This is a genomic window from Thauera sp. 63, assembly GCF_000310165.2.
GTDB lineage: Bacteria > Pseudomonadota > Gammaproteobacteria > Burkholderiales > Rhodocyclaceae > Thauera > Thauera humireducens.
Genome location: NZ_AMXC01000001.1, coordinates 1 through 24,863, shown reverse-complemented (window position 1 = coordinate 24,863; position 24,863 = coordinate 1). Strand labels below are relative to the sequence as shown.

The window sequence follows — 24,863 nt, the reverse complement described above, 5'->3', positions numbered from 1 at the left end:
TCAGTGTTTTCCTTCGCGGGCCATGTTGATCGTGTAACGCGGGATCTCGACCACCAGCGGCGTCTCGCCGACCTGGACCTGGCACGACAGGCGGGACTGCGGCTCCAGCCCCCAGGCCTTGTCGAGCAGATCCTCCTCATCGTCCGAGGCGGCCTCGAGGGCATTGAAACCTTCGCGCACGATCACGTGGCAGGTGGTGCAGGCACAGGACATCTCGCACGCGTGCTCGATGTCGATGCCATTCTCGAGCAGGCTCTCGCAGATGGTCTGGCCCGGGCGGGCCTCGATCACGCTGCCGTCCGGGCAGAGTTCGACGTGGGGAAGAACGATGATCTGGGTCATGAGTGGGTCAGAGTTCGAGTTCATCTACTTTGTGACCGGCCAGCGCGCTACGGATGCTGTTGTCCATGCGCCGGGCGGCAAATTCATCGGTGGCGCGGGCGAAAGCATCGATGCCCGTCTTTATCGCACGGTGGTTTTCGCCCTCGCGCAACACGCGCAGGCGGGCGATCGCCGCGTCGACCGCCGCACGTTCGTCGCCGTCGAGCAGATGCCCGTCCTTGGCCAGCGCCTGTTCGGCAGCTTCGATCACGCGTTCAGCCTCCACCTGTTGCTCGCGCAACGCGCGCAGCGCCATGTCGTCGCCGGCGTGCTCCACGCCCGACTTCAGCATCTCGGCGATTTCGTCGTCCGACAGGCCGTAGGATGGCTTGACCAGCACGCTGGCCTCGACACCGGAGGACATCTCGCGCGCCGAAACCGACAGCAGACCGTCGGCGTCCACCTGGAAGGTGACGCGGATGCGGGCCGCACCGGCCACCATCGGCGGAATGCCGCGCAGTTCGAAACGGGCGAGCGAGCGGCAGTCGGCCACGAGCTCGCGTTCGCCCTGCACGACGTGGAAGGCCATCGCGGTCTGGCCGTCCTTGAAGGTGGTGAACTCCTGTGCACGCGCGATCGGGAGCGTCGAATTGCGTGGCACGACCTTCTCGACCAGGCCACCCATGGTCTCGAGGCCCAGCGACAGCGGGATCACGTCGAGCAGGAGCCAGTCGTCCTGTTCCGCGCGGTTGCCCGCCAGCGCATTGGCCTGCATCGCTGCGCCCAGTGCGACCACCTTGTCCGGGTCGAGGTTGGTCAGCGGTTCCTGGCCGAAGAAGTTTGCGACCGCGCGCTGGATGTGCGGCATGCGGGTCGCACCGCCGACCATCACCACGCCCTTGATTTCCTCGGGTGTGAGGCCTGCGTCGCGCAGCGCCTTGCGCACCGGCGTCAGCGTCTTCTGCACAAGGTGACGGGTCATTTCCGCGAACTCGTCGCGCGTGATGACCAGATCGACCTCCTCGCCGGAGCCGAGCACCAGATGCACCGGCGCCTCCTCGCACGAAGTCAGCAGTTCCTTGACCTCGCGCGCCTTCATCTGCAGGCGGCGGGCATCCTCGAGCGAAGGCGGGTCGATGTCGGCACGCTCCAGGATCGAGCAGAACAGACGGTGATCGAAATCGTCGCCGCCCAGCGCGGCATCGCCATTGGTCGACAGCACCTCGAAGACGCCCCGGGACAGCTTCAGGATCGACAGGTCGAAGGTACCGCCGCCGAGGTCATAGACGGCATAGACGCCCTCGGCCGCATTGTCCAGGCCGTAGGCAACGGCAGCTGCCGTGGGCTCGTTGAGTAGGCGCAGGACGTCCACACCGGCGAGCTTTGCCGCGTCCTTGGTCGCCTGACGCTGGGCATCGTCGAAATAGGCCGGGACGGTGATGACCGCGCCGGTCAGCGGGCCACCCAGGCTGGCCTCGGCACGGTCGCGCAGCACGCGCAGCACCTCCGCCGACATTTCCACCGGGCTCTTGACCCCCTGCACCGTACGCAGGCGCACCATGCCGACGCCGTCCTCGAAGTCGTAAGGCATCGTCTCGACGTGCGCCACGTCTTTCAGGCCACGCCCCATGAAGCGCTTGACCGACACGATCGTGTTGCGCGGGTCGGTGGCCTGGGCCTTGGCGGCCGCCTGTCCGACCTCGATGCGCCCATCGGCGCAATACCGAACCACCGACGGCAGCATGGTGCGGCCGGACTCGTCAGGCAGGCACACGGCGATGCCGTTGCGGACGGTGGCGACGAGCGAGTTGGTCGTCCCGAGATCAATGCCCACCGCGAGCCGATGCTTGTGGGGCTCGGTGGACATGCCGGGTTCGGCAATTTGCAGCAGAGCCATTGGGGTTCCGTGCCTCTTGTTATCAGCCTTCGAGTGCGAGCAGCGCCTCGTCGATCTCGTGCTGGAGTTTCTCGATGAACATCAGCCGACGCACGGTGTCGGCTGCTTCGGTGTATGCATGATCTTCGTCGAGCTGGCGGCCAAGCTCGGTGCGAACGTCGCGCGCATGATGCAGCAGGCGCATGTGGAGTTGCTCGAGTTCCTCGACCTCACCGGCCGCGCGCGCCTCTTCGACCGCTTCGCGCCACTCCATCTGCTCCATCAGGAACTCGGGCGCCATCGCGGTATTGGTCTCGATGGCGGCATCGACGCCCGCGAGGACCAGCAGGTACTGCGCACGCGCCAGCGGCTTCTTCAGCGTACGAAACCCTTCGTTGACGCGCGTCGCCCACTGCATCGCCCGACGCTTGTCGGCGTCGGGCAGATGGGCGTAGCGATCCGGATGAACCTGCGACTGCAGGCGATGCCACGCCGCCTCGAGCGAGGCCTCGTCGAGCGCGTAGCGGCGCGGCAGCCCGAAGAGGGTGAAGTAGTCCTGGGTGAGGTCGATGCTCATGCAGTCTCGGCGGGAAAACGCGGGCGCCGCATCAGACGTTGAAGCTCTCGCCGCAACCGCACTGATCCTTGACGTTCGGGTTGTTGAACTTGAAGCCTTCGTTCAGTCCTTCCTTCACGAAGTCGAGTTCGGTGCCCTCGAGATAGACGAGGCTCTTCGGATCGACCACGACCTTGACGCCGTGGCTCTCGAACACCAGATCCTCGCCGTGCGTCTCGTCGACGAACTCCAGCTTGTACGCCATCCCGGAACAGCCCGAGGTCTTCACCCCCAGGCGGATGCCGAAACCCTTGCCACGCTTGGCAATGAAGCTCGACACGTGACGGGCAGCGCTTTCGGACAGGGTCACGCCCATGATCTATGCCTCCTCGTTGCCGGCCGCTCAGGCCTGATGCTTCTTGCGGTAGTCAGCCACGGCCGCCTTGATCGCATCCTCGGCGAGGATCGAGCAGTGGATCTTCACCGGCGGCAGTGCGAGTTCCTCGGCGATCTGCGTGTTCTTGATATCGAGCGCCTGATCGATGGTCTTGCCCTTGACCCACTCGGTGACCAGCGAGCTCGACGCGATCGCCGAGCCGCAGCCATAGGTCTTGAACTTCGCGTCCTCGATCACGCCGTCCTTGCCGACCTTGATCTGCAGCTTCATCACGTCGCCACAGGCGGGCGCGCCGACCATGCCAGTGGCCACGCCCTCTTCGTCCTTGCCGAAGGAGCCGACGTTGCGGGGGTTCTCGTAATGGTCCAGGACCTTGTCGCTGTATGCCATGTCTATTCTCCAGGGGATTTCGTCGTGTCTTTTAGTGTGCAGCCCACTGCACGGTGTCGAGGTCGATGCCGTCCTTGTACATCTCCCACAGGGGCGACAGCTCGCGCAGCTTGCCGATCTTCTTGTGCAGCAGGTCGATGGTGAAGTCGATCTCTTCCTCGGTGGTGAAGCGGCCGATGGAGAAGCGGATCGAACTGTGCGCCAGTTCGTCGTTGCGGCCCAGCGCGCGCAGCACGTAGGACGGCTCGAGGCTGGCCGAGGTGCAGGCCGAACCGGACGAGACCGCGATGTCCTTGATCGCCATGATCAGCGACTCGCCTTCGACATAGGCGAAGGAAATGTTGAGGTTGTGCGGCACGCGCTGCTCGAGGTCGCCATTGACGTAGGTCGCCTCGATGTCGGTCAGGCCGTTCAGCAGCTTGTTGCGCAGTCTGCGGACGCGCGCATTCTCCTCCGCCATTTCCTCACGCGCCAGGCGGAAGGCTTCGCCCATGCCGACGATCTGGTGCGTCGCCAGCGTGCCCGAACGCAGGCCGCGCTCGTGGCCGCCACCGTGCATCTGCGCCTCGAGACGCACACGCGGCTTGCGGCGGACGTAGAGGGCACCGACGCCCTTCGGACCGTAGGTCTTGTGGGCAGAGAAGCTCATCAGATCGACCTTGAGCTTGTCGAGGTCGATCTCGACCTTGCCGGTCGCCTGCGCGGCATCGACGTGGAAGATGATGCCCTTCTCGCGGCACAGCTCACCGATCTGGGCGATCGGCTGCACGACGCCGACCTCGTTGTTCACGAACATCACGGACACGAGGATGGTATCCGGCCGGATGGCCGCCTTCAGCACCTCGAGATCGATCAAGCCGTTTTCCTGGACGTCGAGATAGGTGGCCTCGAAGCCCTCGCGCTCGAGTTCGCGCACGGTATCGAGGACCGCCTTGTGCTCGGTCTTGACGGTGATGACGTGCTTGCCCTTGCCCTGGTAGAAATGCGCCGCACCCTTGATGGCGAGGTTGTTCGACTCGGTCGCGCCCGAGGTCCAGATGATCTCCTTGGGGTCGGCGTTGACCAGGGCCGCGACCTGCTCGCGCGCTTCCTCGACCGCCTGTTCGGCTTCCCAGCCATAGGCGTGCGAACGACTGGCCGGGTTACCGAAATGTTCGGTCAACCACGGGATCATCTTCGCCGCCACGCGCGGATCAACCGGCGTCGTGGCCGAGTAGTCGAGGTAGATCGGGAACTTCAGCATTGCATCTCTCCGCAGAGGGGTTGTGTCTTTTTCATGTCCTGGCACGGCCGCTCAGAGCGCGACCGATGCCAGATTCCTCAAATCCCGCACCACGTGCGACAGGGTGGCGACGAATCGCTCGACCTCTTCCGCCGTGGTATCGCGTCCCAGGCTCACGCGCACCGCACCGCGTGCCACCGTCGGATCGACACCCATCGCCAGCAGGGTGTGCGAGGGCTCCGGCTGCGCACTCGAACACGCCGAGCCGCTCGCGCAGGCGAATCCTGCGCGATCCAGCTTGCCGACCAGCGTCTCGCCGTCGATCGCGTCAAACGCGAAAAATACCGTATTCGGCAGCCTGATGGCTGCCCGCGAAAACACCACTGCACCCAGCGCCGACAAGGCCGCCTCGATGCCGTCGCGCATCGCCGAGAGCCGACTCGTCTCCGCCGCCCGATGCGCCACCGCGCGCTCGCAGGCAAGGCCGAAGCCGACGATCGCCGCAACGTTCTCCGTGCCCGAGCGCAAGCCGCGCTCCTGCCCTCCGCCCGCAATGAGCGGCGACAGTTCGACGCGCTTGTCCAGCACGAGGGCGCCTGCGCCGAGCGGACCACCAAGCTTGTGCGCCGACAGCGTCATCGCCTGCACGCCGAGCGCACGGAAATCCACCTCGATCTTGCCCAGCGCCTGCACCGCGTCGGTATGCAGCCAGGCACCGGCCTTGCGCGCCTCGCTGGCCAGCGTCGCCACGTCCTGCAGCACGCCGGTCTCGTTGTTGGCGAGCATCACCGACACCAGCGTCGGACGTGCCTCGAGCACGCGCTGCCAGTCGGCGACGTCGATCCTGCCGTCCGCATCCACCGCGATCTCGTGCAAGGCCCAACCCGCACGGCGCAGCTGCCTCGCCGGTTCGCGCACACAGGGGTGCTCGATGGCGCTGATCGCCAGCGTGCCGGGCTTGAGACAGGCTGCCGCCCCTTTCAGGAACAGGTTGTTCGCCTCCGAGCCGCCGCTGGTGAAGACGACCTCGGTCGCATGTGCGCCAACGGCTGCCGCCACGCGCGCGCGCGCTTCGTCGATGGCGGCACGAGCCTGGCGCCCGTACTCGTGGCGGCTGGACGCATTGCCGAAGCGCGCAGGCTGTGCAGCACCCAGCCAGGGCAGCATCGCGTCGCGCACCTCGGGAGCCAGCGGCGTGGTCGCGTTCCAGTCGAGATAGACCGGGGCAAAACTCATTGCGACCCTCAGACTGCGGCGATCTCGCGCACCTGCAGCGTGGCGCGACGACGAATGTTCTTCAGCACCGCCATGTCCGCATCCGGTTTCACCTGACGGTCGACCAGTGCCTGCAGCGTCACCGAATCGAGGTAGGCATACATGCGCTTGTTGAGGTTCGCCCACAGGTCATGGGTCATGCAGCGGTGCTCGTCGTGACAGTTCTGCTTGCCGCCGCACTGCGTCGCATCCAGCGGCTCATCCACCGCGATGATGATGTCGGCGACCGTGATCGCGTCCATGCCGCGCGCCAGGCGGTAACCACCGCCGGGGCCGCGCACGCTGCTCACCAGTTGATGGCGGCGCAGCTTGCCGAACAACTGCTCGAGATAGGACAACGAGATCCTCTGGCGCTCGGCAATCCCGGCAAGCGTCACCGGTCCGTCGTCCTGGCGTGCAGCCAGATCGATCATCGCCGTGACGGCGAATCGCCCCTTGGTCGTCAGTCTCATGGTGTCACCTCGCAGGAACCGTAAGCCGTCCAGCCGCAGGCAGGATGACCCCGCCGCAATACCTGAACGTTTCGCTCAACTATACTTATCCCGACAAAAACGGTCAACTAATCGGGGCGATAGCCTGGCGAGCCCGGACTCAGTCCACCATGCGCGACAAGCGGCCGGCGTCGAAGTCATCCACCGACACCGCCGCGTCCTCGAGTTTCAGGCCGCTCGCTTCGAGTCGAGCCACGATCGCCTGCAGGCGGCGATCGGTATCGACAGCATGATCGAGCAGACCATGAAGGGCCTTGGACACCGGATCGTCCATGTCACGCGTGACGCCATAGGCGCTGAAGCCCATCTGCTCGGCCTTCTGCTCGCGCGCGGCGTCGCGCTCGGCGTCGATGATGCGCGCCGGGTTGCCGACCGCCGTCGCGCCCGCCGGCACCGGCTTCACCACCACCGCGTTCGAGCCGATCTTGGCGCCGTCACCGACCGTGAAACCGCCCAGTACCTTGGCGCCCGCACCGACCACCACGCCCTTGCCGAGCGTCGGATGGCGCTTGGTGCCGCGGTACAGCGAGGTCCCCCCGAGTGTGACCGCCTGATAGATCGTGCAGTCGTCGCCGATCTCGGCCGTCTCGCCGATCACGACGCCCATCCCGTGGTCGATGAACACCCGGCGGCCGATCACGGCGCCCGGATGGATCTCGATCCCGGTGAAGAAACGGCTGACGTGACTGATGAAGCGCCCCAGCCAGAACCACTGTCGCCGCCACGCGCAATGTGCGAGACGATGGAACATCAGCGCATGCACGCCCGGATAACAGGTCAGCACCTCGAACGTGGAGCGGGCGGCGGGATCGCGTTCGCGAACGCTGGCCAGGTCTTCACGCAGGCGGCTGAACATTTCTAGGGGCTCCAGGGTGGGGATATGAAAGAGAACTGACCGGCTGCGCATTGCGCTGGTCAATTCCCGACTATTTTAATCGACTTAGGATCAACTTTGAAACGGCCGGACCCGCGTACCGCGGCGCTCGCACCGACCGCCACGACGCGTTCAGCGCCGCTTGGGACGCTCGAAGGTCGTCAGCATGCCACGCAGCAAGGCCACCTCTTCGCGCTCGAGCCGGACGCGGTTGAACATCCGCCGCATGCGCGGCAGCAGGCGCTTCGGATTCTTCGGATCGTGGAAGCCACTGGCGGTCACGGCCTGCTCGAGGTGCGCCATGAAGCTCTCGAAGTCGGCATGGGTGGCCGGCTCGCCCTGCAGATCCTGCGGCGGTGACGGGCTGGTTGCCGCCATGCGCAGTTCGTAGGCGAGCAACTGGACGGCCGCACCGAGATTCAGCGACGAAAACTCGGGGTCGGTCGGGATCGTCACCGGCAGACTGCACAGCGCGACCTCCTCGTTGGTCATGCCGCTGGTCTCGTTGCCGAACACCAGCGCCACGTCGCCATCCACGGTCCGCCCGACGATCTCGACCGCAGCCTCGCGCGCATGCATCCGCGGCAGCGACAGCTCGCGCCGGCGTGCGGTCAGCGCAGCGGAGAACACCGTATCCGCCAGCGCCTCCTCCAGCGAGCCCACCACGCGCGCCGACTCGAGCAGGTCGGCCGCGCCGGAAGCGCGCGCCGTCGCGATCTCATTCGGAAACGAAGCCGGCGCGACCAGCCACAGCTGGCGCAGCCCCATCGTCTTCATGGCGCGGGCGGCGGCGCCGATATTGCCGGGGTGACTGGTGCGGGACAGCACGACCCGGATACGGTCGAGCGCAAGTGGGCGATTCATATTAAAATTCCACGTTTTCCGAATTCTGCCGTGGCGATGCCGGCCGGTCCCGATGGGTACCCGCAGCGGTCGCCCGCTTCTTTAACAGAGACCGCTCCGCATGCACCCCACCCTGAACATCGCCGTCAAGGCCGCCCGTCGCGCCGCGACCGTCATCAACCGCGCCTCGACCCAGCTCGACCTGCTCACCGTCCAGAGCAAGTCGCCCAACGATTTCGTCACCGAAGTCGATCGCGCCGCCGAGCAGGCGATCATCGAAGTCCTGCGTGACGCCTTTCCGGGGCACGGGATTCTAGCAGAGGAGTCAGGCGAATCCGGCCCGCTCAATGGCCAGGAGAGCGAGTTCAACTGGATCATCGATCCGCTCGACGGCACGACCAACTTCATCCACGGTTTTCCGCAGTACGCCATCTCGATCGCCCAGACCAAGAACGGCGCCCTCGAGCATGCGGTGGTCTACGACCCCTGCACCAACGAGCTGTTCACCGCCTCGCGCGGCAGCGGCGCATTCCTAAACGACCGCCGCATCCGCGTGTCGCGCCGCACCCGCCTCAACGATTCGCTGATTGGCACCGGCTTTCCCTTCCGCCAGTTCGACAACGTCGATGCCTATCTCGCGATGTTCAAGGAACTCACGCAGAAGACCGCTGGCATCCGTCGCCCGGGCGCAGCCTCGCTCGACCTGGCCTATGTCGCCTGCGGCCGCCTCGACGGCTTCTGGGAAATGGGCCTATCGCCGTGGGACATGGCAGCCGGCGTGCTGCTGATCCAGGAAGCGGGCGGGCTCGTGTCCGATCTGTCGGGCGAGGCGGACTTCATGGCCACCGGCAACGTGGTCGCCGGCACGCCGAAGATCTTCGGCCAGCTGCTGCCGATCATCCAGGCCTACCGTCCGGCCAACATGCAAGCCTGACCGGTCCATCGTCATCCGACAATCCGGGTGGGGCGACCTCTCGCGCCCCACCCTGCCGGTTCATCGCGCAGCGCGCCCCGGTTCCACCGCTGCAGGCGCGGTGAGGCGGTCGATCATGGCCCGGATGGCGCGAACCTGTCCGCCGTCCCGGGTCGCGTACGTCGGCCCGCTGTAGCCCCACCAGTCCCAGCAGCCCTTCGGGTTGTACACCCAGCGCCACGACCCCCACGTCAGTCCGCTGCGCGCCGCGACCTGCGGGTAGAGCACCACGATACGATTGGTGTCGGCCCATTCGTTATAGCCCGCACGTTCGACGAAGCGCCTGCCGATCTCACCCTCCCCCTGACGGCAGCCATGCAGCGCGACGTGGAGCCTGCAGCCGCCCTCGCGGCAGGCCTGCGGAACGTAGGCGTAGCCTTGCGCCGCCATGCTCAGCTCGATCGGCGGGACGACGGTGAATTCGCGCTGCTCGAATGCGATCACCTCGCCGCTGGCCCGAGCAACCCGCGGCGCCAAGGGCCCATACAGATGCGCCAGCAACGCGCCCGCCGCATCCAGCTCGCCGCAGCGGTTGATGAAGGGCGGTGCGGACGTATCGCATGCATTCGCCGCCGGATCCGCGATCGAGATCATCGCGTGACCCGCGCCCTCGTGCCGCACGTAGCGCACGGCCTCATCCGCCAGCCGGCTGCGATAGAAGGTGACCAGGCTATCGACCACCGGCCGCTCGACCGTGCGGTCCGCACTGCCCGAAAGCACCCACACCCGGTCGTCCGCCAGTCCGACAGGATCGTCGATGCGCCCGGCACGTGCCCACGCTTCGATGCGCGCCACCGTGACGTCCGCACTGGGCACCCGATCGGGCGTCCGCGGCGCCATGCAGTCGCCGAGCGCGCGCCACATGCTGCCTTCGGCGCAGTCGTAGGGTCCGCCGGCGATCACCCCGGCGCCCCTGACCAGGCTCGAGTGCGCCACCTGGAGCTGCACCGCCATGTAAGCCCCCGACGAGACGCCGGACACGGTCACCGTTGCCGCGTCCGCCCCCAGCGCTGGCAAGGCTTGCGCCGACACCGTCGTGCCGGACAAGAGGCAGACCATGCCGAGCGCCACATGCTGCAGCCAGCCGCTCACTCCGATTCGGCGCTTCATCCTCGACTCCAGAACCCGAATTCGTGCACGACAGATGCACAAGCGCGCCTGCATGCGTAAACTCCGCGGGTTTCGACCACGACCGGGCTGGCCGCCCGACGCAGCCGCCCGCTCCCCGATCAAGAGGTTGCATTGACGCCCCACCCCAAGCCCCACGAACTGAGCGAAGCCGAGATCAGCGCCCACACACCCATGATGCAGCAATATCTTCGCATCAAGGTGCAGCATCCCGACACCTTGCTGTTCTACCGCATGGGCGACTTCTACGAGCTGTTCTTCGAGGATGCCGAGAAGGCGGCCCGGCTGCTCGATATCACGCTCACCACCCGCGGCCAGTCCAGCGGCCAGCCGATCAAGATGGCGGGCGTGCCCTTCCACGCCGTCGAACAGTACCTCGCCCGGCTGGTGAAGCTGGGCGAGGCCGTGGTGATTGCCGAGCAGGTGGGCGAACCCGGCGCCACGAAGGGGCCGATGGAGCGCGCCGTCAGCCGCATCGTGACGCCCGGCACGCTGACCGATGCCGCGCTGCTCGACGACCGTCGCGACGCCCTGCTGCTGTCGGCCAACCTTCATCGCGGCGTGCTCGGTCTGGCCTGGTTGAACCTGGCCAACGGTGACTTCCGTCTGATGCAGTGCCCGGCCGAGACGCTGCAGGCCCAGTTCGAGCGCCTGCGTCCGGCCGAGGTGCTGATCCCCGACGGTCTGGCGCTGCCGCTGCTCGACACCCTGGCGCCCGCGCTGCGTCGCCTGGCCGACTGGCAGTTCGATGCCGAGACCGGCACCCGGCTGCTGACCGGCCACTTCGGCACGCGCGACCTGGTCGGCTTCGGCGTCGAAGACCTGCCGGTCGCGCTCGGCGCCGCTGCCGCGCTCTACGACTACGCGCAGGCCACCCAGCGCCAGACGCTCGCCCACGTCACCGGCCTCGTCGTCGAGCGCGAGTCGGAGTACCTGCGGCTCGACGCCGCCACCCGCCGCAACCTCGAACTCACCGAAACCCTGCGTGGCGAACCCGCACCGACCCTGCTGTCGCTGCTCGACACCTGCATCACCAGCATGGGTTCGCGCTGGCTGCGACATGCCTTGCACCACCCGCTACGCGACCGTGCCGCGCCCGCCGCACGCCAGGCCGCCGTGGCGGAACTGGTCGGCGAGCAAGGCGATTACGGCATCGACAGCCGCGACGGGCGCACCGCGGGTGCGGTCCGCAGCGCCCTGCGCGGCGTGGCCGACGTAGACCGCATCACCGCGCGCATTGCCTTGCGCAGCGCGCGGCCGCGCGACCTGTCCGCCCTGCGCGACAGCCTCGCCCGCCTGCCGGAACTGGGAGCGGCACTGGCAGACTGCAACACCACGCTGCTGCGCGAAGTCTGCGCTGCGCTCGAGATCGCGCCCGATCCGCTCGATCTGCTGCAGCGCGCCATCGACGCCGAGCCCGCAGCCATGGTGCGCGACGGTGGTGTGATCGCGCCGGGCTACGATCCCGAACTGGACGAGCTGCGCGGCATCCAGAGCAACTGCGGCGAATTCCTGCTGGCGCTCGAGGCCCGTGAGCGCGAGCGCAGCGGCATTCCCAACCTCAAGGTCGAGTTCAATCGCGTGCACGGCTTCTACATCGAGGTCAGCCGCGCCAATGCCGAGAAGGTGCCGGACGACTACCGCCGCCGCCAGACGCTGAAGAACGCCGAGCGCTACATCACGCCCGAACTCAAGGCCTTCGAGGACAAGGCCCTGTCGGCCAACGAACGCGCCCTGGCGCGCGAGAAGCTGCTGTACGAGACGATCCTCGACGCGCTGGCCGCCCACATTCCGGCACTGCAGCGCATCGCGCGCGCGCTGGCCCTGCTCGACGGCCTCGCCGCCTTCGCCGAGGCCGCCTTGCGCTACAACTACGTGCGCCCCCGCTTCCGCGACACGCCGGGCATCGACATCGCCGGCGGCCGCCACCCGGTGGTCGAGCGCCAGGTCGAGAACTTCATCCGCAACGACGCGCGGCTCGCGCCCACTCGCCGCATGCTGATGATCACCGGCCCCAACATGGGCGGCAAATCGACCTTCATGCGCCAGGTCGCGCTGATCTGCCTGCTGGCCCACGTCGGCAGCTTCGTGCCGGCGGATGCCGCCGAGCTCGGCCCGCTGGATGCCATCTTCACCCGCATCGGCGCCTCCGACGATCTCGCCTCCGGCCGTTCGACCTTCATGGTCGAGATGACCGAGGCGGCCGCCATCCTGCACGGCGCCAGCGAGCACAGCCTGGTGCTGATGGACGAGATCGGCCGCGGCACCTCGACCTTCGACGGGCTCGCACTGGCCGCGGCCATCGCACGCCATCTGCTGGAGAAGAACCGCAGCCTGACGCTGTTCGCCACTCACTACTTCGAGCTCACCCGGCTCAACGCCGACTATCCGGAATGCGCCAACGTGCACCTGGATGCGGTCGAGCACGGCCACCGCATCGTCTTCCTGCATGCGCTGGAAGAAGGCCCGGCGAGCCAGAGCTACGGGATCGAGGTCGCCGCGCTGGCCGGCATTCCGGCCCCGGTGATCCGCGACGCCCGCCGGCGGCTGCGTGCACTCGAGAACCGCGAGATCCACGCCGGCCCGCAGGCGGACCTGTTCGCCGCCCTGCCCGAGCCCGAAGCCGAGCCCTTGTCGCACCCGGTGCTGACCGAGCTCGCCGACATCGACCCCGATTCGCTGACCCCGCGCGAGGCGCTCGAGCGCCTGTACGCGCTCAAGCGCCTCGCCTCCTGAGCACATCCGATGAGCACACCGATCGACATCTCCGAAGAAGCCGGCGTGCGCTACCTGCACTTCGGCTCGGACTGGATCCAGGGCGCGATGCGCATCCGCAAGCCCAATGCACTGGAATTGGCCTACACGCGCGAGATGATGGCAGGCCTGCTGCTGCGCGACGGTCTTGCGGACGACGCCGGCCAGTGGCCGAAGCGCGTCCTCATCATCGGTCTCGGCGCAGCCTCGCTGGCCAAGTTCGTCCATCATCACTGCCCGCAGGCGCGTATCAAGGTGGTCGAGATCGCGCCGTCGGTCGTTGCCGCCGCACGCCAGTTCTTCAAGCTCCCCGAAGAGGACGCGCGCTTCAGCATCCACCTCGGCTGCGGTGCGCAGTACGTCATGGAGAAGGACGCAAGCTGGGACTACATCCTGGTCGACGGCTACGATCGCAATGCCCGCGCGGGCGCCCTCGATACGCTGCCTTTCTATCAGGCGCTGCGTTCGCGCCTGTCAGCCAGCGGGCTGATGGCGGTGAATCTTTTCGGTCGCTCGCGCGGCTACAAAGCCAGCGTGGAACGCATCCTGACAGCGTTCGACGATCGGGTCCTGGCCTTTCCCTCATGCGACAGCGGCAACGTGGTCGCCTTCGGGGCTGTCGGCGAGCCGATCGAGCGCCCGCTGGACGAACTGCGCGAACGCGCCCGCGCAGTGAAGGCTGCGACCGGACTCGACCTTGGCCCCACGATCACCCGGCTCGAACAGTCAGGCAGCGTGCCCGGCGGCGTCCTGCACCTCTGAGCGCGAATGCTCCGAAAAGCCCTTCACGCAAGCGTGGCCAGAACGATCCCTTGCGCGTTATTGTCAACCCACCGCGCAGGCAGCGACGCCTGAACAAGCGGAACAAGGCAGGAAAACCATGAACACATTTCTGATCACCCTCGGCGTCATCGGGCTCGTCATCGCAGCGATGGCCATCGGCGTCATGTTTGGCCGCAAGCCGATCGCGGGCAGCTGCGGGGGCCTCGGCGCCGTCGGTGGCGACTGTGAATTCGGCTGCAAGAAACCCTGCGCCAAACGCGAGGCGCGGATGAAGGCTGCCGCCGAGGCTGCGACCGACACACGACAATAATCACATCACACGCCACTTTGCGGAGACACCATGCTGCAATCCCTGCTCGTCAAGGACTACATGATCGGCGACCAGCTCGCCTTCAGCCCTTCGACCAACCTGCTGCGCGCGGTCCACAAGCTGCTGGAACACGGCCTGAGCGGGGCGCCCGTTGTCGACGAGAACAGGCGCCTGATCGGCTTCATCTCCGAGAGGGATTGCCTGAAGGCCGCGCTCGACGCGTCCTACTTCCGCCGCGAGGAAGGCGCGGTGCAGGACTTCATGAGCACGGATGTGGTGTCCGTTTCGGCTGACGCGAGCCTGATCGACGCAATCCAGATCTTCGTCAGCAAGAACCTCCGCTGCCTGCCGGTCGTCGAGGGCTCGCGCCTGGTCGGGCAGATCTCGCGCCAGGACATCTTGCGGGGGCTCGAGAAGCTGCGCGCCGAGCGCAGCTGATCCTCACGCCGTCGCTGGTACCTCCGGCGCCAGCCACAGACACAAGCCCTTGTTCGCCTTGGCGATGTCGTCGAGCACGCTCTGGTGAGCCTGCAGTTCGGCGTCGCTGATGCGCAACACCTTGATCGGCTTGCGCTCGCGCGGCGCCCCGTCGCCATCGACGTCATGCGCGGGCAGGTCTTCGTCCAGCGCCATGATCAGGCTTTCCTGGCCGCGCGTCATCGCCAGGTAGACATCGGCCAGCAGTTCCGCGTCAAGCAGCGCGCCGTGCAGTTCGCGATGGCCGTTGTCGATCTCGTAGCGATCGCACAGCGCATCGAGCGAAGCCTTCTTGCCCGGATTCTGCTCCTTGGCCATCTTCAGCGTGTCGATCACGCCGGCACAGAGGCGACCGAGCTTGTCGCGCCCCAGCAGGTCCAGTTCGTTGTCGAGGAAGCCGACGTCGAAGCTCGCGTTGTGGATGACCAGTTCCGCGTCGCGGACGAAATCCTCGAACTGCGTCACGACGTCCGCGAACTTCGGCTTGTCGGCGAGGAACTCCTCCGTGATGCCATGCACCGCGACGGCCTCTGCGTCGATGCCGCGCCCCGGGTTCAGATAGACATGGAAGTGGCGGCCGGTCAGGCTGCGGTTGAGCAGTTCCACACAGCCGATTTCGATCACGCGGTCGCCATTGCGCCAGTCCAGGCCGGTGGTTTCCGTATCGAGCACGATTTGTCGCATTGCCGCTCCTCTGAATGAATTCGATGAAGGTGAGATGGGCCGCGGACGCGGCTCAGGCCTCGACCGCCTTGCCGCTCTTGCGCACGGCATCCACGCCGCGCCGGGCGAGCGCATCGGCGCGTTCGTTCTCGACATGCCCCGAGTGGCCGCGCACCCACAGCCACTTCACCTGATGACGTGTCTGCGCCTCGTCCAGCGCCCGCCACAGGTCGGCGTTCTTGACCGGCTCCTTCGACGCCGTCTTCCAGCCGCGCGCCTTCCAGCCGTGGATCCACTCCGAGATCCCCTTCTGCACGTACTGGCTGTCGGTATGCACCCGCGCCATCACCGGGCGCTTCAGCGTGTTCAGCGCACGGATGACCGCGAGCAGTTCCATGCGATTGTTGGTCGTGGCCGGTTCGCCACCCCAGATTTCCTTCTCGTGCGTGCCGGCGCGCAGGATCGCGCCCCAGCCGCCGGGGCCGGGATTTCCGCTGCAGGCCCCATCGGTATAGATATCCACTTCTTCCATCTATTGCGTTTTCCGTGTTTCACCGTTGCGCTGGGCAACGGTCGATAGTCGTTTGGCCGAAGCCTTGCGTTCGCGCCACTGCGGCATGATCAGTCGCATGCCCTGCACGCGCTTGACCCCGTGCATCACGTAGGCCGCCCCGAGCACCGGCCACCAGCGCGGGCCCGCGCGGTCCATGAAGCTCCAGCGTTGCAGCCACGCATCGGTGCCCACCGCCGGCAAATGGCAGCCGGACTCGAGCCCCACCACTTCAAGCCCGAGCAGCTTCATCCAGTCCTTGATGCGCATCGACGAGCGGTAGTGCCCGCGCCAGGGAAAAGCACCCTCAGCCCGCGCAAGCGCCTTCCGTACCCCCCACAGGCTCAGTGGATTGAGTCCGCTCAGCACCACGCTGCCTTCGGGCACCAGGACCCGCTCCACCTCGCGCAGCACCCCGTGAGGATCGGACGAAAACTCCAGCACGTGCGGCAACAGCACCAGATCGATGCTCGCCGTCGCAAACGGCAGCTCGAAGGCCTGCGCACGCACCGCCGCCCCGCCGTCGCGCGAACAATTGAAGCGGAAAGGCATGCGGTTCGCCTGCAGCAGGTCGACGTCCGGCAGGCCGATCTGCACAGCGTTGTAGCCGAAGATGTCTGCCACCGTGCGATCGATCGCACGGCGCTCCCAATCCAGCAGATAGTGCCCGAGCGGGGTCTCCAGCCAGTCGGAGAGGTCCGGCATTGACATCGGCGATCAGCCCCTCACAATTCGCGGATGGACATTATCCCTCTTCCTGCCTTCCGCGATAACTACATCTGGCTCTTGCGCGCGGGCGACCGGGCGCTGGTCGTCGATCCGGGCGATTCCGTTCCGGTACTCGACTACCTCGCGGCCGAAGGGCTGCGGCTTGCTGCGATCCTCGTCACCCACCACCACGCGGATCACGTCGGCGGGCTCGCCCGCCTGCGCCAGGCATGTCCCGCACCGGTGTACGGCCCCTTCAACGAGGCGATCGAAGGGGTCGACCATCCGGTGGGCGACGGCGATACGGTGGACATCGCTGCGCTCGGCCTGAATTTCGAGGTGCTCGAAGTCCCGGGCCACACCGCGGGCCACGTCGCCTATTTCGGCCGCAGCGCCTCGCAGCCGATCCTGTTCTGCGGCGACACCCTGTTCTCGGCCGGCTGCGGACGCCTGTTCGAAGGCACGCCCGCCCAGCTCGCCCGCTCGCTGTCCCGCCTCGCCGCGCTGCCGGACGACACGGCCGTGTATTGCACCCACGAGTACACGCTGTCGAACCTGGCCTTCGCACGTGCCGCCGAACCGCACAACCCTGAACGCGACGCCTATGCCGAACAGTGCGCGGCCTTGCGCGACGCGGGCCGTCCGACACTGCCGAGCAGCATCGGACGGGAAAAGGCCATCAATCCCTTCCTGCGCTGCGACCAGCCCGGCATCATCGAAGCCGTCGCCGGCCATACCGGTCAACGACCCGTTGACGCGGTGTCGTGTCTGGCCGCGCTGCGCGAGTGGAAGAACGTGTTCTGACGCGTCCCGCGTTCAGCGCTTGAACGCGCGGGCGATGGTCTCGACCACCCGCGCGCCATTGAAGGGTTTCAGGATGATGTCGTCCGCGCCCCGGGCAAGCATGGTCTGGATGCTGTCGCGGTCGGCCTGCGAGGTCACCATCATCACACGCACCTTGGGCCAGCGCTGACGCACCTCGCCCAGCACGTCCAGACCGTTGCGGCCCGGCATGTTCACATCGAGACAGACCAGATCGGGCACGTGCCGCTCGATCATCTCGAGCGCGGAGTCACCGCACTTGGCCTCGCCCACCACGACATGACCCGCCTGACGCAGGATCGCGCGCAGCGAAATCCGGATGAGCTCGTTGTCATCGACTACAACGATGGTTCGGTCCCTACGCGACATGCCTGCTCACCGGAGAGATTCAGTTGATCTGGAAGCCTGCAATTATCGCCGGAATGCCAGCGGAAAGCGCGAACCCCAGCCCGCTCGAATGCCCAACATGTGCAATTGCACACGCCCTCGAAGACCGTCGTGCTCCGGCATACGCTCGCCGGAAATGCAGCGCACCGCACGCCAGGCGCAAATTGACGTGCCGTCCGCCTCGTCGCTAGACTTGCGCGCTTTACGCCCCGGGGCCGCAGATGGCTCCCCGATCATGACCCGACACCTCGTAGCCCTCCTCGCCGGTGTCCTGTGCATCTGGTTTGCGGGCAAGCCTACGGCCGTGCAGGCGCAGGATGCCATCGCGCCCTCGGATCAGCCCGTCGAAGTCGAGGAAGTCGTCGTACCCGAACGGGTGCTCACGCTCGACCTGACGCGCGACGCCAACGACATCTGGGACCGCATCCGCCGCGGCTTCGGCATGCCCGACCTCGACAGCGAGCGCGTGGCCGAACAGCAGGCCTTCTACCTCAACCGCCCCGCCTTCCTGAAGCAGGTCCTGGCCCGCGGCGGGCGCTACCTGTACTACTTCGTCGACGAACTCGAGCGCCGCGGCATGCCGACCGAACTGGCGCTGCTGCCCATGGTGGAAAGCAGCTTCAACCCCATGGCCTATTCGCGCTCGCACGCGTCCGGCCTGTGGCAGTTCATTCCGTCCACCGGCAAGTATTTCAACCTCACGCAGGATTCCTGGGTCGACGAGCGACGTGACGTGATCGCCTCCACCAATGCCGCGCTCGACTACCTGCAGAAGATCTACGAGATGCATGGCGACTGGCATCTCGCGCTGGCCTCGTACAACTGGGGCGAAGGCGCCGTGCAGCGCGCGCTGAAACGCAACGCCGACGACGGCCTGCCGCTGGAATACAGCCACCTGCGCATGCCCGAGGAGACCCGCAACTACGTGCCCAAGCTGCAGGCCATCAAGAACATCATCGGCGAGCCCGAACTCTTCCATCTCGAACTGCCCTACGTTGCCAACGAGATGCACTTCGTCGCCGTCGAGGCACCCGTCGGCGTCGATCTCGCCACCGCGGCCGAATTGTCGGACATGCCGCTGGAGGAGTTCCTGGCGCTGAACCCGGGCTTCAACCGGCCGGCCACCACGATGCCCGGTCAGACCTTCATCGTGCCGACCGACCGCGTGCGCAAGCTGCGCGAGGGCCTCGACGAACTGCAGCGCAGCGGTCGCGGGTGGACGATGTACACCGTCGAGCGCGGCGAAACCCTGGACAAGATTGCCGCACGACATGGCCTGTCGTCCGCCCAGTTGCGCCAGATCAACGGCTTGGGAAGCGCTACCGTGTCGCCCGGCCACACGCTGCTGGTGCCAGCGGGCGTCGACCCGGAGGGCGCACTGGCCGTCAGTAGCCTGCTGCCCTTCGCCGCGGCGGCCGTGCGTCAGCAGGGGCTCAGGATCGGCGCCACGAACAGCGGAGGCGGCACCGGCCTGAAAGCGCCTGTGGGGCAAGGTTTGAAGAGCGCCCCATCGGCGAGTCCGGCGGCCTCGCCCCCCCCGAAGAAGGCCGATGCCAAGGCGCCGCACAAACCTGTGGCGAAGAAGGCGCCAGGCAAGGCCACCGCCAAGGCGCCCGCGAAAAAACCGGGCTCGGCCACATCGGGCACAGCCAAACCTGCCGCGAAAGCCGTACAGAAAGCACCCGCCCAGAAGCCCCCCGTCAAGAAGGCGACGACCACGCCCCAGGGGGCCGCACCGAAGCGCTGATCCAGGTGACCGGCCGGATCAAGCCTCCAGCCGCGGCCAGTGGCAGCGGAAACGGTGCCACTGGCCGAACTCGGTGACCGGCGGATAGCTTGCGCGACAGACGTCGGTCGCATGCGGGCAGCGCGGATGGAAATGACAGCCCGCCGGTGGATCGAGCGGCGACGGCAGGTCCGTGTTCGGTAGCCGCGGCGCTCCGCTGGCGGCCGCATCGTCGACGCCTCCCGCAGCGGCAATCCGCGGCACCGCAGCCAGCAACGCGCGGGTATAGGGATGCAGTGGCGCGCGCAGGACCTTGTCCACCGGCCCTTCCTCGACGATCCGCCCGAGGTACATCACCGCCACCTCGTCGGCCAAATATTCGACCACCGCCAGGTTGTGCGTGATGAAGAGATAGGCCAACCCGCGCTCGGCCTGCAGTTCATGCATCAGGTTCAGCAACTGGGCCTGCACCGAGACGTCGAGCGCGCTGGTCGGCTCGTCGCACACGATCACCCGCGGCGACACCGCCAGCGCACGTGCCATGGCGATGCGCTGGCGCTGTCCGCCGGAGAACTCGTGCGGATAGCGCCAGCGCATGTCCGGCGACAACCCGACGCGCTCCAGCAGTTCGTCGATGCGTGCGCGGCGCACGCGCGGATCAGCCTCGACGCCGAGGCTGACCATGCCTTCCTCGATGATGTCGCCGACGCGCATGCGCGGATTGAGCGAGGCGAACGGGTCCTGGAAGACCATCTGCACCGCGCGCCGCATCTCGTGCAGGGCGTCGCCCTCGTGCGCGGTGATGTTCTCGCCGTCGAGGAAGAGCTCGCCGCCCGTCGGCGCAATCAACTTCAGGATCGCCTTGCCGACCGTGGTCTTCCCGCAGCCGGATTCGCCCACCAGCGCCAGCGTTCGCCCCGGCGACAGGCGCAGGCTCACGCCATCGACTGCGCGCACCTCGCCCACCGCTCTTTTCAGCAGCCCCTTGCGCACCGGGAAATGCACGCTCAGGTCGCGCACCTCCAGCACCGGCGCCGCACTGCGCGAACGATGCAGCGCCGCCGCCAGTGAAACGGGTTGCGGTTGCGGATGCAGGACGCTGACGCCTTCGTAGAGGTGGCAGCGCACCGCCTGCTCGCCGATGCGGTGCCAGCCCGGCGCCTCGTCGTCGCAGCGGTCGAAGGAGAGCGGACAGCGCTCGGCGAAGCGGCAGCCGACGAATTCGCGGTCCAGTGCGGGCACGGAACCGCTGGGCGCATCCAGCGGCGCACCGCGCCGGTCGCTGCCCGGCAGCGCCGCGAACAGCTTGCGTGCATACGGGTGCAGCGGCGCGCGGAAGAAGGCCTCGCGCGGGCCGGTCTCGACCACCTCGCCCGCGTACATCACACCCACCCGGTGCGCCATGCGCGCGACCACGCCGAGATCGTGCGTGATCAGCAGCATGCCCATGCCGCGCTCGGCCTGGATATCGGCCAGCAGGTCGAGCACCTGGGCCTGGATGGTCACGTCCAGCGCGGTGGTCGGTTCGTCCGCGATCAGCAGTTGCGGGCGACCGGCGAGCGCCATCGCGATCATCACCCGCTGCTTCATGCCGCCCGAGAACTGGAAGGGGTAGTCGCGCAGGCGCCGTGCCGGATCGGGAATGCCGACCGCCTCGAGCAGCCGGCAGGCCTCGGCATCCGCTAGCGCACCCCGCAGGCCATGTTGTGCCAGCGCCTCGGCGATCTGCGCGCCCACCGTCATCACCGGGTTCAGGCTGGTCGACGGCTCCTGGAAGATCATGCCGATACGGCCGCCGCGCACGCTGCGCATGGCCGCTTCGGGCAGGCGCAGCAGATCCTCTCCATTCAGCCGGACCTCGCCGCGCTCGATGCGCCCGCTGTCGGGCAGCAGCCTTGTGAGCGCGAGCGCGGTCATCGACTTGCCGCAGCCCGACTCGCCCAGCAGCGCAAAGGTCTCGCCCGCCGCAATCGTCAGATCGACGCCGTCGACCGGACGCAACTCGGTGTTCCCGCGATCGATGACGACACCGAGGCCGGAGACGGACAGCAAGGGCGGCAATGACTGTGCCGGCGATGGGATCGAAAGCGTTGACAACAGTCGTGCGGAGGCCACGACGGGCTCGGATGAACTCATTGCTGCGCGCGTTGGGAAGGGATGTTGGCCGACAGGGTCAAAAAAAAGGTTCATCGCGCCTTTCCGGGGAAGGCGGCCTTGATCTTCAGGAAGAAATAGGCTGAATCCCGGAACCCGTAGGCCATACGCTTGATGACCTTAATGCGGTTGTTGACGCCCTCGAGAATGCTGGTGTTCAAGGGAAAGATGGCTGAGGCGAGGATGCCACGCAGGTACTTTCGGAGTCGCTTTGCAAAGGCGATCGCCGGCGCGATGCCGCTTTCGATCGCCAGGCGGTACCAGTCTTTCCATCTTCGGGCGCCGTCTCTGATCGATGGCGCAAACCAGATTTCCTTGATGGCGGTCTTCAGCAGATAGACGGTAGCCAGCGGTGCGTTGGCCGCCAGCAGTTCCTCGAGCTTGACCGCCTGCTCGTTGCCCAGGTTGTCGCGGTTGCGCAGCAGCAACCAGCGCGAGCGCTTGATGACCTGACGTTGTGCGGGCGCACTGCGCAAGGCATTGGCCTGATCGACGCGCACCCGGTCGACGACCTCCCGACCAAAGCGGGCGACGACATGGAACAAGTCATAGACGACTTCGGCGTTCGGGCAATGGGCGCGCACCTCCAGATCGAAGGCGGTGTTCATGTCCATTGCGACCGCCTCGATGTGCTGACAGCCCTCTTTGCCCAGCAATTCGAAGAAGGGCCGGATCGCCTCGCGGCTGTTGCCTTCGCCGACCCACAACACGCGCATACGTTCAGCATCCATGATCACCGTCGCGTAGCGGTGCCCCTTGTGCAGCGCGAACTCGTCCATCACCAACCGACGCACGCCCTGCGCATCGAAAGTGCCATACCGGGTCTGCAGACGCCGATGGTCGATGCGCTTGATGGTGTGCCAGTGCAAGCCCGTGAGTTGGGCGACGTGGGCGATCGGCAGGATCTGCACCAGCGCCTCGATCCAGGCGCGTAATCGGTGTGTGATGCGCTCACCCGTGTCGAGCCAGCTCAGGCGCTCGGCCGCCCGTGCGCCACACTGGTAACAGTCGAGGCGGCGAATCGGCACATCCAGCCAGACGCGTCGATCGAACCAGTCTCGATCGCGCACCCGGCGTCGCCGGCGCTCGTGGAGCAGAACACAGTCGCTACCGCAGCGCCCACATCGCGGGCGGTGTGAGGGGTCTTCAGCGAGGGTGAGAAGGAGCGAACCGTCGGCTCGCTCCTGGCATGAATCGACGAGGCGGCCTTCCCAGAAGACCACGCCCAACATAGCATCGCGCATGACGGGGAAGAGGAAGGGGATCGGTTTGTTTGGCGACTGCCAATCTACCAACCTCAGAACCGTCAACCACTACTTCCCCCAGATCGCGCGAAGAACCAAAAAAAAGGCCGCTTGCGCGGCCCGCGGGCAATCAGTGGTGATGTCCGCCTGCGCCATGGACGTGGCCATGGGCGATTTCCTCGGCGGTCGCGGCACGCACTTCAGCGACCGTGACGTCGAACACCAGCGCGACGCCGGCGAGCGGATGGTTGCCATCGACCACGACCTTGCCGTCGGCGATGTCGGTGACGCGGTAGATCAGTTCTTCCTCGCCGTCGTCCGACACGCGCTCGAAGCTCATGCCGACTTCGATGTTCTCCGGGAACAGCTTGGCATCCTCGACCAGGATCAGTTCCTCGTCGTAGTCGCCGAAGGCATCCTCGGGCTGCAGCTTGACCTGGAAGGTGTCGCCGACCTTCTTGCCGTGCAGGGTTTCTTCCAGCACCGGGAAGATGCCGTCGTATCCGCCGTGCAGATACACCAGCGGGTGCTGGCCATCGTCGATGACGGCGCCGTCCGTGTCGCGGACGGTGTAGTTGAGCGTCACGACGCTATTCTTTGCAATCTCATTCTGCATTGTCGGATTCCAGTTTCTTGACCAAATCAAAAACCGCAGCCGCATGGCCGCGAGGTGCTACATCGTAGAACGCGTGGCGGATGGTGCCATTCTTGTCGATGATGAATGTCGACCGCCGTACGCCCATCTTTTTCACGCCATCGACTTCCTTCTGCTGCCAGACGCCGTACAGCTGGCAGACCTCCTTGTCGATATCCGACAGCAGCCGGATCGACAGGCCTTCCTCGTCGCGGAATTCGGCGTGGGTCAGGCAGTCGTCGGGACTCACGCCGACCACGATGCAGCCATGGCGGGTGAAATCGTCCTCGTGATCGCTGAAGTCAGCCGCCTGCAAGGTGCAGCCAGGCGTACGATCGCGCGGGTAGAAATAGAGGACCACATGGTGCTTGCCGGCCACCGACGCGAGATCGAAAATCTCCATGTCCGCGTCCGGCAACGAGAACGGGGGTGCGATGTCTCCGCTTTGCAGCATTGGGTCTCCCTGACGTGAGGCGGATTCTAGCCGAGACCCCCGGCGAACTCTACCGGGCCCGGGCTGGGGTGGGGGCTGGACGAACATGATTTCATTCCTCCCTGGATCTGGCCGACCGCTCGAGTGCCTGCCGCGGCCACCTGCATGAAGCAATAGCCCAGAAGCGCGGTGCGCTCAAGACGCACTGCATCATCGCACATTGCACAGGAGGCTCCGTGATGTCGTCCACGAACCACGCCAGCCGGACCGCACGCACACCTGCGGCGCTTCCCCGCAGCATGCGCGCCATGGTGCTCGAACGCCCTGGCGAAGCCCTGAAGGCCGTCGATCTGCCACTGCCCGTGCCACAGCCTGGCCAGATCCTGCTCCGCGTCGAAGCCTGCGGCGTCTGCCGCACCGACCTGCATCTGGTCGATGGCGAACTGCCCGAGCCCGTGCTGCCGATGGTACCCGGCCACGAGATCGTCGGCCGCGTGGCCGCACTCGGCCCAGGCGTACAGGGCATCGATCCCGGGCTGCGCATCGGCGTACCCTGGCTGGGCTGGACCTGCGGCCGCTGCCACTACTGCAGACGACACCAGGAAAACCTGTGCGATCACGCACGCTTCACCGGCTACCAGATCCACGGCGGCTACGCCGAATACACGGTGGCCGACGCGCGCTACTGCTTTCCGCTCGACGACGCGCTCGATGCGGCTGAAGCGGCGCCACTGCTGTGCGCCGGACTCATCGGCTACCGCGCGCTGGCGATGGCAGGCGACGCGCGACGCATCGGCCTGTACGGATTCGGCGCTGCCGCGCACATCATCTGCCAGGTCGCGGTGTGGCAGGGGCGCGAGGTCTATGCCTTC

Annotated in this window: 27 protein-coding genes; 8 read left to right on the top strand and 19 right to left on the bottom strand. The window is 66.6% G+C overall.

Annotation, left to right across the window (positions count from 1 at the left end; genetic code table 11):
* The 10 genes from fdx to C664_RS00090 all read right to left on the bottom strand — a co-directional run bounded on the left by fdx (position 1) and on the right by C664_RS00090 (position 8,266).
* Positions 1 to 342, bottom strand: a complete 342-nt coding sequence (gene fdx / locus C664_RS00135) for an ISC system 2Fe-2S type ferredoxin (RefSeq protein WP_004251064.1) — start codon at positions 340 to 342, stop codon at positions 1 to 3.
* Between the two features lie 7 nt (positions 343 to 349).
* Positions 350 to 2,218 (bottom strand): Fe-S protein assembly chaperone HscA, encoded by a 1,869-nt coding sequence (gene hscA, locus C664_RS00130; protein WP_004251055.1) that lies wholly within the window; start codon positions 2,216 to 2,218, stop codon positions 350 to 352.
* Positions 2,219 to 2,240: 22 nt separating this feature from the next.
* Positions 2,241 to 2,774 carry a Fe-S protein assembly co-chaperone HscB gene (gene hscB, locus C664_RS00125; RefSeq protein WP_004251053.1) on the bottom strand — a complete coding sequence of 178 codons (534 nt, stop codon included), beginning with the start codon at positions 2,772 to 2,774 and terminating at the stop codon, positions 2,241 to 2,243.
* Positions 2,775 to 2,805: 31 nt separating this feature from the next.
* Positions 2,806 to 3,129, bottom strand: a complete 324-nt coding sequence (gene iscA, locus C664_RS00120) for an iron-sulfur cluster assembly protein IscA (protein WP_004251051.1) — start codon at positions 3,127 to 3,129, stop codon at positions 2,806 to 2,808.
* A 27-nt stretch (positions 3,130 to 3,156) separates the two neighbouring features.
* Positions 3,157 to 3,540 carry a Fe-S cluster assembly scaffold IscU gene (gene iscU / locus C664_RS00115; RefSeq protein ID WP_004251048.1) on the bottom strand — a complete coding sequence of 128 codons (384 nt, stop codon included), beginning with the start codon at positions 3,538 to 3,540 and terminating at the stop codon, positions 3,157 to 3,159.
* Between the two features lie 31 nt (positions 3,541 to 3,571).
* Positions 3,572 to 4,783, bottom strand: a complete 1,212-nt coding sequence (locus tag C664_RS00110; protein WP_004251047.1) for an IscS subfamily cysteine desulfurase — start codon at positions 4,781 to 4,783, stop codon at positions 3,572 to 3,574.
* A gap of 51 nt (positions 4,784 to 4,834) precedes the next feature.
* The gene (locus tag C664_RS00105) at positions 4,835 to 5,998 is read right to left on the bottom strand and encodes a cysteine desulfurase family protein (RefSeq protein WP_004251046.1); all 1,164 of its coding nucleotides are present in this window, start codon (positions 5,996 to 5,998) and stop codon (positions 4,835 to 4,837) included.
* Between the two features lie 8 nt (positions 5,999 to 6,006).
* On the bottom strand, positions 6,007 to 6,489 hold the full coding sequence (gene iscR / locus C664_RS00100) for a Fe-S cluster assembly transcriptional regulator IscR (RefSeq protein WP_004251037.1): 483 nt from the start codon (positions 6,487 to 6,489) through the stop codon (positions 6,007 to 6,009).
* Positions 6,490 to 6,628: 139 nt separating this feature from the next.
* Positions 6,629 to 7,384, bottom strand: a complete 756-nt coding sequence (gene cysE / locus C664_RS00095) for a serine O-acetyltransferase (RefSeq protein WP_004251036.1) — start codon at positions 7,382 to 7,384, stop codon at positions 6,629 to 6,631.
* Positions 7,385 to 7,534: 150 nt separating this feature from the next.
* Complete coding sequence (locus C664_RS00090) at positions 7,535 to 8,266, bottom strand: RNA methyltransferase (RefSeq protein WP_004251033.1); 732 nt, start codon at positions 8,264 to 8,266, stop codon at positions 7,535 to 7,537.
* A gap of 100 nt (positions 8,267 to 8,366) precedes the next feature.
* Between C664_RS00090 and C664_RS00085 the strand changes: the two genes are divergently transcribed.
* The gene (locus C664_RS00085; protein WP_004251031.1) at positions 8,367 to 9,179 is read left to right on the top strand and encodes an inositol monophosphatase family protein; all 813 of its coding nucleotides are present in this window, start codon (positions 8,367 to 8,369) and stop codon (positions 9,177 to 9,179) included.
* A gap of 60 nt (positions 9,180 to 9,239) precedes the next feature.
* Here C664_RS00085 and C664_RS00080 read toward each other — a convergent pair whose 3' ends face one another.
* Positions 9,240 to 10,328: an extracellular catalytic domain type 2 short-chain-length polyhydroxyalkanoate depolymerase gene (locus C664_RS00080; RefSeq protein WP_004251028.1), complete on the bottom strand. Its 1,089-nt coding sequence runs from the start codon at positions 10,326 to 10,328 to the stop codon at positions 9,240 to 9,242.
* 195 nt (positions 10,329 to 10,523) lie between these two features.
* Between C664_RS00080 and mutS the strand changes: the two genes are divergently transcribed.
* The 4 genes from mutS to C664_RS00060 all read left to right on the top strand — a co-directional run bounded on the left by mutS (position 10,524) and on the right by C664_RS00060 (position 14,631).
* Entirely contained in the window at positions 10,524 to 13,082 is a 2,559-nt protein-coding gene (gene mutS / locus C664_RS00075) for a DNA mismatch repair protein MutS (RefSeq protein ID WP_157353865.1), read from the top strand.
* A 9-nt stretch (positions 13,083 to 13,091) separates the two neighbouring features.
* Positions 13,092 to 13,862 carry a spermine synthase gene (locus tag C664_RS00070; RefSeq protein ID WP_004251024.1) on the top strand — a complete coding sequence of 257 codons (771 nt, stop codon included), beginning with the start codon at positions 13,092 to 13,094 and terminating at the stop codon, positions 13,860 to 13,862.
* Positions 13,863 to 13,980: 118 nt separating this feature from the next.
* Complete coding sequence (nqrM, locus tag C664_RS00065; protein WP_004251022.1) at positions 13,981 to 14,193, top strand: (Na+)-NQR maturation NqrM; 213 nt, start codon at positions 13,981 to 13,983, stop codon at positions 14,191 to 14,193.
* A 30-nt stretch (positions 14,194 to 14,223) separates the two neighbouring features.
* The gene (locus C664_RS00060) at positions 14,224 to 14,631 is read left to right on the top strand and encodes a CBS domain-containing protein (RefSeq protein ID WP_004251019.1); all 408 of its coding nucleotides are present in this window, start codon (positions 14,224 to 14,226) and stop codon (positions 14,629 to 14,631) included.
* 3 nt (positions 14,632 to 14,634) lie between these two features.
* Here C664_RS00060 and dnaQ read toward each other — a convergent pair whose 3' ends face one another.
* The 3 genes from dnaQ to C664_RS00045 are packed head-to-tail and all read right to left on the bottom strand — an operon-like array spanning position 14,635 to position 16,594.
* The gene (dnaQ, locus tag C664_RS00055) at positions 14,635 to 15,354 is read right to left on the bottom strand and encodes a DNA polymerase III subunit epsilon (RefSeq protein ID WP_004251017.1); all 720 of its coding nucleotides are present in this window, start codon (positions 15,352 to 15,354) and stop codon (positions 14,635 to 14,637) included.
* Positions 15,355 to 15,406: 52 nt separating this feature from the next.
* On the bottom strand, positions 15,407 to 15,865 hold the full coding sequence (rnhA, locus tag C664_RS00050) for a ribonuclease HI (RefSeq protein WP_004251014.1): 459 nt from the start codon (positions 15,863 to 15,865) through the stop codon (positions 15,407 to 15,409).
* Entirely contained in the window at positions 15,866 to 16,594 is a 729-nt protein-coding gene (locus C664_RS00045; protein WP_038010477.1) for a class I SAM-dependent methyltransferase, read from the bottom strand.
* 27 nt (positions 16,595 to 16,621) lie between these two features.
* Between C664_RS00045 and gloB the strand changes: the two genes are divergently transcribed.
* On the top strand, positions 16,622 to 17,395 hold the full coding sequence (gene gloB / locus C664_RS00040; RefSeq protein WP_004251010.1) for a hydroxyacylglutathione hydrolase: 774 nt from the start codon (positions 16,622 to 16,624) through the stop codon (positions 17,393 to 17,395).
* A 12-nt stretch (positions 17,396 to 17,407) separates the two neighbouring features.
* Here gloB and C664_RS00035 read toward each other — a convergent pair whose 3' ends face one another.
* Complete coding sequence (locus tag C664_RS00035; protein ID WP_004251009.1) at positions 17,408 to 17,782, bottom strand: response regulator transcription factor; 375 nt, start codon at positions 17,780 to 17,782, stop codon at positions 17,408 to 17,410.
* A 253-nt stretch (positions 17,783 to 18,035) separates the two neighbouring features.
* Between C664_RS00035 and C664_RS00030 the strand changes: the two genes are divergently transcribed.
* Positions 18,036 to 19,547: a transglycosylase SLT domain-containing protein gene (locus C664_RS00030; protein ID WP_004251008.1), complete on the top strand. Its 1,512-nt coding sequence runs from the start codon at positions 18,036 to 18,038 to the stop codon at positions 19,545 to 19,547.
* Between the two features lie 18 nt (positions 19,548 to 19,565).
* On the opposite strand, the gene C664_RS00025 is transcribed toward C664_RS00030, so the two are convergent.
* The 4 genes from C664_RS00025 to C664_RS00010 form a co-directional block, all read right to left on the bottom strand.
* The gene (locus tag C664_RS00025) at positions 19,566 to 21,662 is read right to left on the bottom strand and encodes an ABC transporter ATP-binding protein (protein ID WP_083483017.1); all 2,097 of its coding nucleotides are present in this window, start codon (positions 21,660 to 21,662) and stop codon (positions 19,566 to 19,568) included.
* Positions 21,663 to 21,712: 50 nt separating this feature from the next.
* The gene (locus tag C664_RS00020) at positions 21,713 to 22,924 is read right to left on the bottom strand and encodes an ISL3 family transposase (protein WP_443080555.1); all 1,212 of its coding nucleotides are present in this window, start codon (positions 22,922 to 22,924) and stop codon (positions 21,713 to 21,715) included.
* A gap of 130 nt (positions 22,925 to 23,054) precedes the next feature.
* Positions 23,055 to 23,540 (bottom strand): FKBP-type peptidyl-prolyl cis-trans isomerase, encoded by a 486-nt coding sequence (locus C664_RS00015; protein WP_004251004.1) that lies wholly within the window; start codon positions 23,538 to 23,540, stop codon positions 23,055 to 23,057.
* Positions 23,530 to 24,012, bottom strand: coding sequence for a peroxiredoxin (locus C664_RS00010; RefSeq protein ID WP_004251002.1), 483 nt, complete (start codon positions 24,010 to 24,012; stop codon positions 23,530 to 23,532). Before C664_RS00010 ends, C664_RS00015 begins: the two co-directional genes overlap by 11 nt.
* Positions 24,013 to 24,230: 218 nt before the next feature.
* On the opposite strand from C664_RS00010, the gene C664_RS00005 reads away from it, so the two are divergent.
* Positions 24,231 to 24,863 (top strand): alcohol dehydrogenase catalytic domain-containing protein (locus tag C664_RS00005; RefSeq protein WP_004251000.1); only part of this gene is annotated, 633 nt, incomplete at its 3' end.

Coding starts and splice junctions, on each gene's coding strand:
- fdx (WP_004251064.1), bottom strand. CDS start 342: ATGACCCAGATCATCGTTCTTCCCCACGTCGAACTCTGCCCGGACGGC.
- hscA (WP_004251055.1), bottom strand. CDS start 2,218: ATGGCTCTGCTGCAAATTGCCGAACCCGGCATGTCCACCGAGCCCCAC.
- hscB (WP_004251053.1), bottom strand. CDS start 2,774: ATGAGCATCGACCTCACCCAGGACTACTTCACCCTCTTCGGGCTGCCG.
- iscA (WP_004251051.1), bottom strand. CDS start 3,129: ATGGGCGTGACCCTGTCCGAAAGCGCTGCCCGTCACGTGTCGAGCTTC.
- iscU (WP_004251048.1), bottom strand. CDS start 3,540: ATGGCATACAGCGACAAGGTCCTGGACCATTACGAGAACCCCCGCAAC.
- C664_RS00110 (WP_004251047.1), bottom strand. CDS start 4,783: ATGCTGAAGTTCCCGATCTACCTCGACTACTCGGCCACGACGCCGGTT.
- C664_RS00105 (WP_004251046.1), bottom strand. CDS start 5,998: ATGAGTTTTGCCCCGGTCTATCTCGACTGGAACGCGACCACGCCGCTG.
- iscR (WP_004251037.1), bottom strand. CDS start 6,489: ATGAGACTGACGACCAAGGGGCGATTCGCCGTCACGGCGATGATCGAT.
- cysE (WP_004251036.1), bottom strand. CDS start 7,384: ATGTTCAGCCGCCTGCGTGAAGACCTGGCCAGCGTTCGCGAACGCGAT.
- C664_RS00090 (WP_004251033.1), bottom strand. CDS start 8,266: ATGAATCGCCCACTTGCGCTCGACCGTATCCGGGTCGTGCTGTCCCGC.
- C664_RS00085 (WP_004251031.1), top strand. CDS start 8,367: ATGCACCCCACCCTGAACATCGCCGTCAAGGCCGCCCGTCGCGCCGCG.
- C664_RS00080 (WP_004251028.1), bottom strand. CDS start 10,328: ATGAAGCGCCGAATCGGAGTGAGCGGCTGGCTGCAGCATGTGGCGCTC.
- mutS (WP_157353865.1), top strand. CDS start 10,524: ATGCAGCAATATCTTCGCATCAAGGTGCAGCATCCCGACACCTTGCTG.
- C664_RS00070 (WP_004251024.1), top strand. CDS start 13,092: ATGAGCACACCGATCGACATCTCCGAAGAAGCCGGCGTGCGCTACCTG.
- nqrM (WP_004251022.1), top strand. CDS start 13,981: ATGAACACATTTCTGATCACCCTCGGCGTCATCGGGCTCGTCATCGCA.
- C664_RS00060 (WP_004251019.1), top strand. CDS start 14,224: ATGCTGCAATCCCTGCTCGTCAAGGACTACATGATCGGCGACCAGCTC.
- dnaQ (WP_004251017.1), bottom strand. CDS start 15,354: ATGCGACAAATCGTGCTCGATACGGAAACCACCGGCCTGGACTGGCGC.
- rnhA (WP_004251014.1), bottom strand. CDS start 15,865: ATGGAAGAAGTGGATATCTATACCGATGGGGCCTGCAGCGGAAATCCC.
- C664_RS00045 (WP_038010477.1), bottom strand. CDS start 16,594: ATGTCAATGCCGGACCTCTCCGACTGGCTGGAGACCCCGCTCGGGCAC.
- gloB (WP_004251010.1), top strand. CDS start 16,622: ATGGACATTATCCCTCTTCCTGCCTTCCGCGATAACTACATCTGGCTC.
- C664_RS00035 (WP_004251009.1), bottom strand. CDS start 17,782: ATGTCGCGTAGGGACCGAACCATCGTTGTAGTCGATGACAACGAGCTC.
- C664_RS00030 (WP_004251008.1), top strand. CDS start 18,036: ATGACCCGACACCTCGTAGCCCTCCTCGCCGGTGTCCTGTGCATCTGG.
- C664_RS00025 (WP_083483017.1), bottom strand. CDS start 21,662: ATGAGTTCATCCGAGCCCGTCGTGGCCTCCGCACGACTGTTGTCAACG.
- C664_RS00020 (WP_443080555.1), bottom strand. CDS start 22,924: ATGCGCGATGCTATGTTGGGCGTGGTCTTCTGGGAAGGCCGCCTCGTC.
- C664_RS00015 (WP_004251004.1), bottom strand. CDS start 23,540: ATGCAGAATGAGATTGCAAAGAATAGCGTCGTGACGCTCAACTACACC.
- C664_RS00010 (WP_004251002.1), bottom strand. CDS start 24,012: ATGCTGCAAAGCGGAGACATCGCACCCCCGTTCTCGTTGCCGGACGCG.